This window comes from Caballeronia zhejiangensis, from assembly GCF_000698575.1.
In the GTDB taxonomy this organism is placed as follows: Bacteria; Pseudomonadota; Gammaproteobacteria; order Burkholderiales; family Burkholderiaceae; genus Caballeronia; species Caballeronia zhejiangensis.
This window is the reverse complement of sequence record NZ_JFHD01000001.1, coordinates 202,076-214,533: the sequence shown is the minus strand read 5'-3', so window position 1 is coordinate 214,533 and position 12,458 is coordinate 202,076. Positions and strand designations below refer to the sequence as shown.

Sequence of the window (12,458 nt, the reverse complement as noted above, 5' to 3'; positions counted from 1 at the left end):
CACGAACACGATGTCAGCCCCTTCCTTCATCTCCTTCTCCGGCGTGAGCAAATCGTATGACGGCGCCCATTACGTCGTGGAGGATTTGAACCTCGACGTGCGCAAGGGAGAATTTCTTTCGCTGCTCGGTCCGTCCGGCTCGGGTAAAACGACGACGCTGATGATGCTCGCGGGCTTCGAAACGCCGACGCAAGGCGAGATTCGTCTCGACGGCAGGCGTCTCGACGACAAGCCGCCGCATCAGCGCGACATCGGCATGGTCTTTCAGAACTACGCGCTCTTTCCGCATCTGACGATCGCGGAGAACGTCGCTTTTCCGCTTTCCGTGCGACGCGTGAGCCGCGCCGAGCAGAAGACGCGCGTGAAGCGCGCGCTGGAGATGATCGAGTTGCCCCATCTCGCGAGCCGGCGACCCTCACAGCTTTCCGGCGGGCAGCAGCAGCGCGTCGCGCTCGCACGCGCGCTCGTGTTCGAGCCGAGCGTCGTGCTGATGGACGAGCCGCTCGGCGCACTCGACAAGCGCCTGCGCGAAACGATGCAATACGAAATCATGCGGCTGCACCGCGAGCTTTCGCTGACGATCGTCTACGTGACGCACGATCAGGCCGAAGCGCTGACGATGTCGGACCGGGTCGCCGTCTTTTCCGATGGCCGCATCCAGCAGGCCGCGACGCCGAGCGAGCTTTACGAGAACGCGCAGAACGCGTTCGTTGCGAACTTCGTCGGCGAGAACAACGGGCTCACGGGGCGCGTCGCCAGTGCGAACGGCGAATGGGCGACGCTGGCGCTATCGGACGGCAGCGTCATTCGCGGACGCTGCGAGCACGGCCTGCGCGCCGGCGATGAAGCGATGCTCGCGCTGCGCCCCGAACGCGCGCACATTCCCGGCACGGAAGACGCGCACGCGGACGAGCACAGCAACGTCGTGCGCGCACGCGTCGAGGAGCTCGTGTACTGCGGCGATCATCATCGCGTGCATCTGAAGCTCGGCTCGCGCGAGTCCATCGTCGTCAAAGTGCCCAATACCCAGCGTCACGCATTGCCCTGCGCAGGCAGCACGATCGATATCGCGTGGCGTCACGACGACTGCAAGATTCTCGCGATGATGGCGCCAAAAAACGCGCCCGCGATTGCCCCGAGCACACCGCCCTCACCTTCTCTCATCCCGACCGCACCCGCAGGAGCCAACTGACATGCGCAATCACATCAAAGCACAATGCGCCGCACTCGCAGTATTTGCATTTGCAACTATCTCGACACAGGCGGCGGAGACACTCTCCGTCGTGACGTTCGGCGGCGCGTTCGAAGCCGCCGCCAAGAAAGCCTGGTTCGAACCGTTCACGCAGGCAACGGGCGTGAACTTCTCGACCGAATCGTATGACGGCGGCCTCGCCAAGCTCTCCGCGATGGAGCAGGCGAAGAACACGACGTGGGATCTCATCGATCTGGAAACCAACGACGCGATCACCGCATGCGATGAAGGCCTGCTGCAGAAGTTCGACAAGAAGATGCTCGGCAAGACGAGCGACTTCATCCCCGGCTCGATCAGCGATTGCGCGGTTGCGAGCATGGTGTGGTCCACGGTCTATGCCTACGACGCGAGCAAGCTGAAGACCGCGCCGACCACTGTCAACGACTTCTTCGATTTGCAGAAATACCCCGGCAAGCGCGGCCTGCGCAAGTCGCCGAAGGTGTCGATGGAATGGGCGCTGATCGCCGATGGCGTCGACCCGAAAGATGTCTACAAGGTGCTCGGCACGCCCGCCGGCGTCGATCGCGCGTTCAAGAAGCTCGACACGATCAAGAAGAACATCGTGTGGTGGGAATCGGGCGCGCAGGCGCCGCAACTGCTCGCCGATGGCGCGGTCGTGATGGTGCAGGCCTACAACGGCCGCATCGACGACGCCGCGAAGAAAGACAACAAGCCGTTCAAGGCCGTGTGGGACGCGCAAGTCTACGACTTCGAGTGGTGGGCTATTCCGACGGGCGCGAAGCAAGCCGATACCGCGGCGAAGTTCATCGTGTCGCAAGCGCAGCCGAAGGCATCGGCGGATCTCTCGAAGTACATCGCGTATGCGCCGCCGCGTAAGGATGCGGTCGCGCTCGTCGACAAGCAGCGACTCGCCGACATGCCGACCGCGCCGGATAACTTCAAGCGCGCGGTGCAGATCAACGCGAACTTTTGGGCCGACAACGCAGATCAGATCAACAAGCGCTTCCAGGTCTGGCTCACGCAATAACGCTGTTCATGGATGAGAGTAACGACATGCCTGCATCGATTCACGCGCACGCCGCCGGTTCTCCGACGAGAGCCGATGGCCGCGCCTCGTATCAAAGAGCGCGCCGCCGCGCATCGGTGCAGGCGTTGTTGCTTGCCTTGCCGCTGATCGTGTTTTTGCTGTCGACGTTCATCGCGCCAATCGCGATGCTGCTTGCGCGCAGTGTCGAGAACAAGGAGGTGCCGGACAGCATGCCGGCGCTCACTCGTGCTCTCGATGCCTGGGACGGCCGCGGCGTGCCCGATGAACATCTGTTCGCGCTGCTCGCCTCGGGCCTGAAGGATGCGCAACAGAACGGGCAACTCGGCACCGTCGCGCGCAGGCTCAACTTCGCGCAGCCCGAGTTTCGCAGCTTGCTGATGCGGACCGCGCGCAGCGTGCGCGAGGAGACGCCGCCCGCGTGGAAGCCGGTTTTGATCGACATGGATGAACGTTGGAATTCGCCGGAGATCTGGCGTCTGTTGAAACGCGCGGCCACGTCGCCGACGCCGGACTATCTGCTTGCCGCCGTCGATGCGCAAGTGACGCCGCAAGGCAACGTCGCGTTCGTGGCGGATAACTCGTCGGTGTATCGACAGGCGTTTCTGCGCACGATATCGATCAGCGCGTCCGTCACGCTGCTGTGCCTCGTGCTCGGTTATCCGGTCGCATGGCTGCTCGCGAATCTGCCGACGCAAAGCAGCAACCGCCTAATGCTTTTCGTGATCGTGCCGTTCTGGACGTCGCTGCTCGTACGCACGACTGCGTGGTATGTGTTGCTGCAGCCGGGCGGTGTCATCAATGGCCTCTTGACGGGACTCGGTCTCGCGACGCATCCGCTGCCGCTCATCTTCAATCGCACGGGCGTGTTGATCGGCATGACGCATGTGTTGCTGCCGTACATGATTCTGGCGATCTTCTCGGTGATGAAAGGCGTGTCGCCGGTCTATCTGCGCGCGGCGCAATCGCTCGGCGCGCATCCGTTCACCGCGTTCGTGCGCGTGTACATACCGCAGACGTTGCCGGGTGTCGGCGCGGGATGCTTTCTCGCTTTCGTGCTCGCGCTCGGCTACTACATCACGCCCGCGCTGCTCGGCGGCGCTGGCGATGAAATGATCAGTCAGCTCATCGCGCTGCAGACGAATACGCAGCTCAATTGGGGGCTTGCGGGCGCGCTCTCGGCGTACCTCGTGATCTTCACCGCGATCTTCTATTTCCTGTTCAACCGCATCGTCGGCATCGACCGGTTGCGCTTCGGTTAAGGGGCCATTCTTCCATGACGGAATCACGCAACAGGGTGCTGACCGAACGCATCGCTTCCCGATGGGTGCGCGTGCATACCGCGCTCGTGCTGTTCTTTCTCGTCGCGCCGATTCTTGCGATCATCCCTTTGTCGTTCAATTCGGGATCCTACTTTTCTTATCCGTTGCAGGGGTTTTCGTTGCGCTGGTATGAGCAGGCGCTCACGAGTCCCGACTGGCAGCGCTCGCTTTTGAACAGCATCGGCATTGGTGCGGCGTCGACGTTGATCGCGACGTGTCTCGGCACGCTTGCAGCGCTCGGCCTTTCGCGTTCGCAGTTTCCGCTGCGCTCGGTCATCATGCCGATCATCATTTCGCCGATGATCGTGCCGATTGTCGTTGTCGCGGCCGGCTTCTATCTGATCTTTGCGCCGCTCGGGCTCGTCAACTCTTATCCCGGTGTGATCTTCGCGCATGCGGCGCTTGGCACGCCCTTTGTCGTGATTACCGTGACGGCGTCGTTGTTGTCCTTCGATCAAAGTCTCTTGCGTGCTGCGTCGGGGCTCGGGGCGACGCCGTGGATCGCCTTCCGGCGCGTGACCTTGCCGCTCATTACGCCGGCTGTGGCTACCGGCAGCGTGTTCGCGTTTGCTACTTCGTTCGATGAAGTTATCGTCATTCTCTTTATCGGCGGGCCGGATCAGCGAACCGTGCCGCGGCAGATGTGGAGCGGTATTCGCGATTCCATCGATCCTTCCATTCTTGCTGTTGCTACGATGCTGATCGTGTTTGCTGTTCTGCTCTTTGCCAGCATCAATTGGTTGCGGGGGCGGGCTAGTCGGGCTCTTGTTTGAAGTTTGAATCGCCCTCTGTTCGCCGTGCTTTCGCTTTCGCCGGATCCCGCTTTCGCGTCGGTCTATTGGCACTGCCCCTGTGCGGGGCGGCACTCACTTTCTTTGCTGCTGCAAAGAAAGTAAGCAAAGAAAGCAGCTACTGATGCCCGCGGTCACACGCAATTTGGGTAGTTCTCTCGTCCTAGGCGGCACTCGCCTAAAAGAGTGCCCTCATAGGCCCAACCGGGATTGGCTCGCGCACGGTCTGCCACATCGCACCACATAACAAACGGGTTCAGCACCAAATAGCTCCGGCCCGCTTCGCGGCCGACCGGTCAATCGGGTCCGCGCGTGCTTCTCTACTAACGTCTCCATCTCACTGCAATCGCCGCCCCCTTGGTTTCCCTTGCTTACCCGGAGGCAGCGCGTAGCGCTGTGCCGAAGCTCTTTCGGGCTGAACCAGTGTCCTTGGAAACCTAGCTCGTCAGACCGTGCGCGATCCAAGCCCCGTTATTGTGATGAGGGCACTCTTTAGGCGAGTGCCATCCGCGACGAGAGAATTACCCAACGTGCGTGTGACCGCGGGCCTGAAAAGCTGCTTTCTTTGGTTGCTTTCTTTGCACAGGACCAGAGTAAGCACTAAAGCGCTAACTCTGGTCGACGGCAAAGAAAGTGACTGCCGCCCCGCACAGGGGCAGTGCCGATAGATCACTAAGAAAACGGGATCCAGCGACAGAACCAAAAACAGCTTAAGCCAACGCCTCGGCCGCACGCCGCGGCAACATCCGATCAAACTCGCGCTTAACGATGCCATAGCACTCACAAGCCCGCTCCTCGAGTCCCGCACGATCGAGAATCTTGATACACCCACGGCTGTGATGAATCAGCCCCGCATCGTGCAGCTTGCCAGCCGCCTCCGTCACACCTTCACGGCGCACGCCGAGCATATCGGCGATCATCTGCTGCGTCACACGCAGTTGATCCGACGGCGTGCGATCCGTCTGAATCAGCAACCAACGGCACAGTTGCTTCGACAGCGAGTGATGACGATTACACGCGGCCGTCTGCGCCACTTGCGTCAGCAGGGCTTGCATGTACAGCAACATCACGCGGCGCAGAAAGTCGGAACGGCCGAAGTGCTCACGCAACGCACCCGCGCTCATGCGATACGCAAAGCCCGCACATTGCACCTGCACGCGCGTCGGCATCGTGTCGCCGCCCGTCAGCACCGGAACCCCCGACATTCCCTCACGTCCCACCGCCGCGACTTCAACGGAACCGCCGTCTTCCATCGTATGCAGCAGCGAAATGATCGCCGTAGTCGGGAAATACACGTGGTGAATGCGCTGCCCGGAATCGCACAACAACTGCTCCGTGCGCAACTGGACCAGCTCGAGATGCGGTGCGATAGCCTGCCATTCCTGCGCCGGAAGCGCGCCCAACAGATGATTGCCGTGCAGATCGGATTGAAGTGTCAACATTTTTCTTAGTCTCGTGCGTTTGCGCTTCGCGCTTTTGATTTCTTCTGGCTCGCAACAGGATTCGCGCATGCATCTGATGGCATACATCGAACCTGTTGCGTCCAGCCCCGTAGTACGAACCCGCTGCTTCTTCTTGTTTGATACCGCAGCGATGTTCGTGCGTGGTCATACATTAGCGAGAGGTGTGCCAGCGAACGCCAATCCTTATACCAACAGGACTTTGCGCGATTCCCCACGCAAAGCGCGGAGAACGTGCGCTCAAGTACGAAGAAAATTGATTCACCCGTGAAAAGCGACCTTCAGACGGATCGCGGGCGATGGCGGCAGAACGCCAAACGTTTTCGTCTGGCGAATGTCTTGTCAGAGCAGGCTCCGCCGATGCGCTCATCTAGCGAAACGAAGCCAATCGGAGGCTCGAAAGCCTTGTCGTAGCAGAAACAGCCCGCACGCTAAAAATGTTGCAAAGGTGGTTAACGGCGATGCGCGTCGTTTTTAAGGCCCCGATGCGGAGTCGCGCGAAAGCCTTATGCGACAGGCGTCCGCGGGATTCTCAAAGGCTTGGCACAGGATGCGGACGTGAACCGTCGCGGTTTCGCGGCGCGGCGAAAAATGTTGCATCGCCTAAACCTCGGTGAATTTCGAATTCGGCAGCCGCTTCAAACCTTTGGCGCATGAATGTGACTCATGCCACGTTGAACAACCTTCGTTTGTGCGCAAGCATCGCTACCGGCACCATGCGTGACATACCCACTTCTATCCGCATGGAGCGAAAAGATGAGCGACGTCATGGAGACCCCCGCAAAGACCGCCGATCAGGCCATCGATCTCAAGGGCCGCGTATCGATCTATCAGCCGGAGCAGCAAGGCTTGATCTTCCCCGAGCTGCCCACGTTTGCGAGCCACGCGGAACATCGTCAGTACCTGAAGGAGCGCCTCGTCGCCGCGTGCCGCGCCTTCGCGCTGCAGGGCTTCGATTACGGGTTCGCGGGCCATCTCACCGTGCGCGATCCGGAGCATCCGTCGCTTTACTGGACCAATCCGATGGCCGTCCACTTCGCGCAAGTGAAGGTGTCTAACCTGATCTGCGCGGATCATCAGGGCAACGTGGTCGAAGGCGATTACGCGGTCAATCGCGCGGGCTTCGTGCTGCACGCGGCCGTGCATGAGCAGCATCAGGACATCGTCGCGATGTGCCACGCGCATACCGTCTACGGCACCGCCTTCGCGGCGCTCGGCAAGCCGCTCATCCCGATGTCGCAGGACGCGTGCGCGTTCTTCGAAGACCACGTCGTGATCGGCGATGAAGCCGGCAAGGTCGCCGTCGAAGTGAAGGGCGGCAACAAGGTCGCGAATGCGTTCAAGGGCGTGAAGGCCGCGATCCATCAGAATCATGGCCTACTCACGGCGAGCCGTCACAGCATCGATTCGGCGGCGTTCTGGTTCATCGCGCTCGAGCGTTGCTGCCAGCAACAACTGATGATCGAAGCGACCGGCATCACGCCCAAGCTCGTGCCCGAAGACCGCGCGCGCTATAGCCGGGAGCATGTGGGCAGCGACTACATCGGCTGGCTGCACTTCCAGACGATCTGGAATGATCTCGTCGCCACGCAGCCCGACATGTTCGACTGATTCCATTATGTTGCAGCCCCTCGCCTTCGGAGAAAGGCGAGGCGATTCCCCATGACTACGTCGAGACAAGCGTTCCCGGCGTCGCCTGGGTATCAGCGCGCGGACACATCTGAAGATGCCGACCGATCTAGATCAATCGCATCGTCACAGCCGCCAAGACAAGGTAACGTCCGAGCTTCGCAACCGTGACCAACGCGACGAATGGCAGAAGAGGCTCACGCATCACCCCAGCCAGGAGAGTAAGAGGATCACCAATGACGGGCGCCCAACTAAGCAAGAGCGACCATTTCCCTAAACGTTGATACATGCGCTGCGCGCGGTCCAATTTCTCGTCTGACACTGGAAACCAGCGGCGGCTCTTGAAGCGCTCGATGTATCGCCCCAAAACCCAATTGACCAGTGAACCCAACACGTTGCCGATCGTCGCGACCAGTATCAACGTTGCAGTTGAATAGCTTTTACTCAGCAGCAAGCCCACAAGCACAGCCTCCGATTGAAGAGGCAGAAGGGTGGCTGCGCCGAATGCGGCAAGAAACAATCCTCCGTATGCCGACAGCGTCAGCATGTCTTGAAGGGCATGCCAGCGCCTCGAATCGCTATTGCCATGGGTCTGTCCGAACTAGCTATTGATCGGCGAATAAATAGATGAAGCGAAAGATCGCTAACGTTGCCAACGCGAGCAGAAGTTGGTTCGCGATTCTATCGTATCGGTTTTGGAACTCTGACAATCGCGGTTTATACCTGAAACGCTCTCGCGACTGTCTTGCCTCCACATGCGGTTGCATTGGATCCTGATGCCGAAACGGCTCGTGAATCGCTGATTGTTCCTGCTGGCTCGAAACAGGCGATGCGATGTGAGTCGCATCGCCTTTTTTGTATGATGGCGGACCATCCCTCGCAACCGTCCAAAGGACCATCATCATGACCGCCGCAACGCAATTCGATCAGGTTTCCGTCATCAAACGCGCCAATGTCTACTTCGACGGCAAGTGCGTGTCGCACACGGTTCTCTTCGCCGATGGCACCAGGAAAACGCTCGGCGTGATCCTGCCGGGCACGCTCAACTTCGGCACCGACGCGCCCGAACTCATGGAGGTGCAGGCAGGCCAGTGCCGTATTCGGCTCGACGGCAGCGATGAGTGGAAGACGTATAAGGCGGGCGAATCGTTCTCGGTGCCGGGCAAAAGCCGATTCGATATCGACGTGACGGAAACGCTGGATTACGTTTGTAGTTATCTTTGATTGGCGTGAAGGGGAAATGCGGTGTCGGGTAGGGATTCCGCACCTCATGATTCTTAGAGTGGATTTCGGCAAGACGAACTCCGTCTAACTTTTATGTCTGTCCACGTTTCGTGTACACTGACCAAAATTGGACGCCCAACCCGCCGATGCCACCCACCGACCAACTCTCCCAAGCCGCCGCAGCCGCTTTCACGGAGGCGACCGGCTTCGCCGCACGCAGCGTCAAACCACCCGCGCGCGGCGGCTACGACGCCGCCATCGAATTCCGCGTCGGCGGCGCGCGCTTCAAGCGCCCTGTCATCGTGCGGGAAAACATCGACCGGTTCAGCGCGTTATCCGCGTTCAGCGCCTCGGTCGCGCAGAACGGCGGCGCGAAACCCGCGCTCGTTACCGCGCATCTCTCACCCGACATGATCCGCGCCTGCCGCGATCTGAACGTCGATGCCCTCGATCTCGCCGGCAACGCGAGCGTCATCGAAGGCGATGGCGTCGTCGTGATCGTGTCGGGCCGTCCGCGCGTCGCGCACGGCAAGGCGCGCCGCTCGAAAACCTGGACGAAGTCGACGTTGCGCGTCACGGCCGCCCTGCTCATCACGCCCGCGCTGCTGCAACGGGGCTATCGCGATATCGCGCAACACGCGGGCGTGAGCCACGGCACGGTGCAAAACGCGGTGCGGGCGCTCATCGATCATCGCGATGTATTCGAGCGGCCTGACGGCGCCGGCCTGCAAATCGCCGACAAGGAACGGCTCATCGACGAATGGGTGACGCTGTATCCGCGGCAATTGCGCGAATCGCTGCTGATCGGGCGTTATCGCGCGGAGTCGAACGACTGGTGGCGCGACGTGCCCGGCCTGCCGGGTCAATGCCAGTTCGGCGGCGAGCCGGCCGCAGCGATACTCACGGAATACCTGAAGCCCGCGACCGTCACCGCGTATTGCGCCGACGCCGCGCCGCGCGAATGGATCAAGGCGGCGCGGTTGCGGCCCGATCCCGCCGGAAACGTCGAATTCCTGCGCGCGCCCGTGGCGCTCGCGCCCGTCGATGGTCTTCCGCCGAACGTCGTCGCGCCGCTCATCGTCTATGCGGATCTCGTCGCGAGCGGCGACCCGCGCAATCTCGAAACCGCCAGGATGCTGCGTGAACGCTATCTTGCCGCTTGAACTGCTGCCGCATCGCCCGCTCGCCGGCGTCTTTTCCGCGATGCTGCGCGAAGTCGTCGCCGCGTCGCACGCGACGAACATCGCGTGGTTCGTCGGCGGCGCGAGCGCGCGCGACATCCTGCTCACGCACGTCCACGACATCGAGGCGACGCGCGCCACCGCCGACGTCGATATCGGCATCTCGATTCAAAGCTGGACCGGCCACGACGCGCTGCGGCAAGCGCTCGTCGCGTCGGGGCATTTCACCGCGCCGAAAGGCTCGGCGCATCGGCTGAATTTCAACGCGCCGCAGACCGGCGAGCGCACGTGGCTCGATATCGTGCCCTTCGGCGGCGTGCAGGACGCGCACGGCGAAATCGCGTGGCCGCCGGATGGTTCGGTGCGGATGAACGTCGCGGGTTTTCGCCAGGCGCTCGATGCGGCGCTCGCCGTGCGCGTCACGCGCGATCTCGTCGTGCCGGTCGCTTCGCTGCCCGCGCAGGCGATGCTGAAGATCATCGCGTGGCAAGACCGGCACGCCGCCGACCGCAAGGACGCGATCGACCTGCTCTTTCTGATGGCGCGTTACGCCCAAGCCGGCAACCTCGATCGTCTTTATGCCGATGCCTTCGATCTCGTCGAGCGCCACGGACACGATCCGGATATCGCGGGCGCGGCGCTTCTCGGCCGCGACACGGCCGCGCTCGTCGATGAAAACCTCCGCGCGCAGATTCTCGCGATCCTGCGCCCCGGCGATCCCGCGCCGCCGATCCTCACGCACATGCTCGGCTCGCGCATGCCAGTCTTCGAAGCGGATACGTCGGAACGCGTCGCCGCATTGTTCGACGCATTCCGCAGCGCGTTCTAGCCGTTGCGAAACAGATAGCTGTACGCGTTGAGCGCGGGCACCCCGCCGAGATGCGCGTAGAGCACTTTCGAGCCTTCGGGGAATTCGCCGTTGCGCACCATCTGGATCATGCCGTCCATCGATTTGCCTTCGTAGACGGGATCGGTCAGCACGCCTTCGAGCCGCGCGCACAGACGGATCGCCTCGAGCGTGCCTTCGTTCGGCAGGCCGTATTCGGGGCCGCCGAAGCGCGTATCGAGAATCACGTCGTCGCGCGTGATGTCCTGGCCGAGATCGACGAGTTCCGCTGTGTGCTTCGCGATCCGCAGAATCTGCTCGTGCGTCTGCTCCGGTTTCGCCGATGCATCGATGCCGATCACGCGCCGCGCGCGCCCATCCGCCGCGAAGCCGACCACCATGCCCGCCTGCGTGCTGCCCGTCACCGAGCACACGACGATGTAGTCGAACTTGAAGCCCAGCTCCGCTTCCTGCGCGCGCACTTCCTCCGCGAAGCCGACGAAACCGAGGCCGCCTAGCGGATGCTCCGAGCAACCCGCCGGCACCGGAAACGGCTTGCCGCCCGCCGCGCGCACGCTTTCCATCGCGTCCTGCCAGCTTTTGCGGATGCCGATATCGAAGCCATCGGCGACGAGGCGCACGTCCGCGCCCATCATCCGCGACATCTGGATATTGCCGACGCGGTCATAGACGGCATCGGAGTAATTGACCCAGTTTTCCTGCACGAGCACGCACTTCATGCCGAGATGCGCCGCGACCGCGGCGACCTGGCGCGTCTGATTCGACTGCACGCCGCCGATGGAAACCAGCGTGTCGCAGCCTTCGGCGATCGCCTCGGGAATCAGATATTCGAGCTTGCGCGTCTTGTTGCCGCCAAACGCGAGGCCGCTGTTGCAGTCCTCGCGCTTCGCATACAACTCGACCTTGCCGCCGAGATGCGCGGACAGGCGCTTGAGCGGCTGAATGGGCGTCGGTCCGAACGTGAGCGGATAGCGGGGAAAACGTTGCAGATTCATGTCGGCATCCTCGTGATGGTGGGACTGCATGGACAGAATCGTAGAGATTCTCGCGACGGATCGGGTTGCGAAAAAATGCCGTTCGGCCTAACGTTTTTGGACGCGAGACGCTGTTCGCTAACTTTTATTTCGCACAAGAGCCCATTGAAGCAATGAAAAAAATCGCATCCGCTCCAAACCCGCATCCGGCAAGCGTCCAGACCGATCGCGTCGATCGCGCGATCCTGCGTCAGTTGCAGCGCGATGCGTCGATCTCGAACGTCGCGCTCGCGGAGAAGGTCAATCTGAGTCCGCCCGCGTGTCAGCGGCGCGTCGAGCGGCTGCGCGAAGCGGGGCTGATCCGCGCGACCGTCGCGCTGCTCGATCCGAAAGCGCTCGATGCCGGCATGCTCGTCTTGATCGGCGTGATCCTCGACCGCTCGACGCCCGATTCCTTCGACGCCTTCGAGAAAGCCGCGCAGAAAGTGCCCGGCTGCATGGAATGCCACGTCGTGACCGGCGAATTCGACTTCTTCATGCTGATCCGCACGCGCGACAGCGAAAGCTTCAACCGGCTCCACGCCGAAAAGCTGCTCTATCTGCCGGGCGTGCGGCAGATCCGCACGTTCGTCGTGTTGCGTGAGGTGCTTTCGACGACGGCGTTTCCAATCGGCGAATCGGCGGGAACGCGGGCGGTGTAGCGTCGGCGACACTTTTGCGAAAGACCTGCTGAAAAATTACGCTACGATTCAGGGTTTTCCATGTCCGGGCA

Annotated in this window: 12 protein-coding genes; 9 read left to right on the top strand and 3 right to left on the bottom strand. The window is 61.6% G+C overall.

The window, feature by feature from the left end; translation table 11 throughout:
- Nucleotides 1-10 precede the first annotated feature (10 nt).
- Genes BG60_RS00955 through BG60_RS00940 form a run of 4 tightly spaced genes read left to right on the top strand, consistent with a single transcriptional unit; the run spans nucleotide 11 to nucleotide 4,353 of the window.
- Nucleotides 11-1,192 (top strand): ABC transporter ATP-binding protein, encoded by a 1,182-nt coding sequence (locus BG60_RS00955; RefSeq protein ID WP_008346218.1) that lies wholly within the window; start codon nucleotides 11-13, stop codon nucleotides 1,190-1,192.
- Between the two features lies 1 nt (nucleotide 1,193).
- Nucleotides 1,194-2,240: an ABC transporter substrate-binding protein gene (locus tag BG60_RS00950; protein ID WP_008346216.1), complete on the top strand. Its 1,047-nt coding sequence runs from the start codon at nucleotides 1,194-1,196 to the stop codon at nucleotides 2,238-2,240.
- Between the two features lie 26 nt (nucleotides 2,241-2,266).
- On the top strand, nucleotides 2,267-3,520 hold the full coding sequence (locus BG60_RS00945) for an ABC transporter permease (RefSeq protein ID WP_034470112.1): 1,254 nt from the start codon (nucleotides 2,267-2,269) through the stop codon (nucleotides 3,518-3,520).
- Between the two features lie 14 nt (nucleotides 3,521-3,534).
- Nucleotides 3,535-4,353 carry an ABC transporter permease gene (locus tag BG60_RS00940; RefSeq protein ID WP_008346213.1) on the top strand — a complete coding sequence of 273 codons (819 nt, stop codon included), beginning with the start codon at nucleotides 3,535-3,537 and terminating at the stop codon, nucleotides 4,351-4,353.
- A gap of 728 nt (nucleotides 4,354-5,081) precedes the next feature.
- On the opposite strand, the gene BG60_RS00935 is transcribed toward BG60_RS00940, so the two are convergent.
- The gene (locus BG60_RS00935; RefSeq protein ID WP_008346211.1) at nucleotides 5,082-5,813 is read right to left on the bottom strand and encodes a Crp/Fnr family transcriptional regulator; all 732 of its coding nucleotides are present in this window, start codon (nucleotides 5,811-5,813) and stop codon (nucleotides 5,082-5,084) included.
- A gap of 774 nt (nucleotides 5,814-6,587) precedes the next feature.
- Here BG60_RS00935 and BG60_RS00930 point away from each other — a divergent pair.
- Nucleotides 6,588-7,442, top strand: coding sequence for a class II aldolase/adducin family protein (locus BG60_RS00930; RefSeq protein WP_008346210.1), 855 nt, complete (start codon nucleotides 6,588-6,590; stop codon nucleotides 7,440-7,442).
- A gap of 127 nt (nucleotides 7,443-7,569) precedes the next feature.
- On the opposite strand, the gene BG60_RS00925 is transcribed toward BG60_RS00930, so the two are convergent.
- Nucleotides 7,570-8,007 carry a YqaA family protein gene (locus BG60_RS00925; protein ID WP_008346207.1) on the bottom strand — a complete coding sequence of 146 codons (438 nt, stop codon included), beginning with the start codon at nucleotides 8,005-8,007 and terminating at the stop codon, nucleotides 7,570-7,572.
- Between the two features lie 356 nt (nucleotides 8,008-8,363).
- Here BG60_RS00925 and ppnP point away from each other — a divergent pair, with 356 nt between their 5' ends.
- From ppnP to BG60_RS00905, 3 genes are all read left to right on the top strand, one after another.
- On the top strand, nucleotides 8,364-8,684 hold the full coding sequence (gene ppnP / locus BG60_RS00915) for a pyrimidine/purine nucleoside phosphorylase (RefSeq protein ID WP_008346204.1): 321 nt from the start codon (nucleotides 8,364-8,366) through the stop codon (nucleotides 8,682-8,684).
- Nucleotides 8,685-8,830: 146 nt separating this feature from the next.
- Nucleotides 8,831-9,847, top strand: a complete 1,017-nt coding sequence (locus tag BG60_RS00910) for a type IV toxin-antitoxin system AbiEi family antitoxin (protein ID WP_034470111.1) — start codon at nucleotides 8,831-8,833, stop codon at nucleotides 9,845-9,847.
- Nucleotides 9,825-10,694, top strand: coding sequence for a nucleotidyl transferase AbiEii/AbiGii toxin family protein (locus BG60_RS00905; RefSeq protein ID WP_033536896.1), 870 nt, complete (start codon nucleotides 9,825-9,827; stop codon nucleotides 10,692-10,694). Before BG60_RS00910 ends, BG60_RS00905 begins: the two co-directional genes overlap by 23 nt.
- Here the strand turns inward: BG60_RS00905 and BG60_RS00900 are convergent.
- On the bottom strand, nucleotides 10,691-11,707 hold the full coding sequence (locus tag BG60_RS00900; RefSeq protein ID WP_008346198.1) for a 1-aminocyclopropane-1-carboxylate deaminase: 1,017 nt from the start codon (nucleotides 11,705-11,707) through the stop codon (nucleotides 10,691-10,693). The two genes, BG60_RS00905 and BG60_RS00900, sit on opposite strands and share 4 nt — an antisense overlap.
- 152 nt (nucleotides 11,708-11,859) lie before the next feature.
- Between BG60_RS00900 and BG60_RS00895 the strand changes: the two genes are divergently transcribed.
- On the top strand, nucleotides 11,860-12,387 hold the full coding sequence (locus tag BG60_RS00895) for an Lrp/AsnC family transcriptional regulator (RefSeq protein WP_034470108.1): 528 nt from the start codon (nucleotides 11,860-11,862) through the stop codon (nucleotides 12,385-12,387).
- Nucleotides 12,388-12,458: the final 71 nt, after the last annotated feature.

Bases quoted from the DNA above. Each gene is read 5' to 3' on its own strand.
- BG60_RS00900 (WP_008346198.1), bottom strand. From the start codon at position 11,707: ATGAATCTGCAACGTTTTCCCCGCTATCCGCTCACGTTCGGACCGACG.
- BG60_RS00945 (WP_034470112.1), top strand. From the start codon at position 2,267: ATGCCTGCATCGATTCACGCGCACGCCGCCGGTTCTCCGACGAGAGCC.
- BG60_RS00910 (WP_034470111.1), top strand. From the start codon at position 8,831: ATGCCACCCACCGACCAACTCTCCCAAGCCGCCGCAGCCGCTTTCACG.
- BG60_RS00940 (WP_008346213.1), top strand. From the start codon at position 3,535: ATGACGGAATCACGCAACAGGGTGCTGACCGAACGCATCGCTTCCCGA.
- BG60_RS00935 (WP_008346211.1), bottom strand. From the start codon at position 5,813: ATGTTGACACTTCAATCCGATCTGCACGGCAATCATCTGTTGGGCGCG.
- BG60_RS00925 (WP_008346207.1), bottom strand. From the start codon at position 8,007: ATGCTGACGCTGTCGGCATACGGAGGATTGTTTCTTGCCGCATTCGGC.
- ppnP (WP_008346204.1), top strand. From the start codon at position 8,364: ATGACCGCCGCAACGCAATTCGATCAGGTTTCCGTCATCAAACGCGCC.
- BG60_RS00950 (WP_008346216.1), top strand. From the start codon at position 1,194: ATGCGCAATCACATCAAAGCACAATGCGCCGCACTCGCAGTATTTGCA.
- BG60_RS00930 (WP_008346210.1), top strand. From the start codon at position 6,588: ATGAGCGACGTCATGGAGACCCCCGCAAAGACCGCCGATCAGGCCATC.
- BG60_RS00955 (WP_008346218.1), top strand. From the start codon at position 11: ATGTCAGCCCCTTCCTTCATCTCCTTCTCCGGCGTGAGCAAATCGTAT.
- BG60_RS00895 (WP_034470108.1), top strand. From the start codon at position 11,860: ATGAAAAAAATCGCATCCGCTCCAAACCCGCATCCGGCAAGCGTCCAG.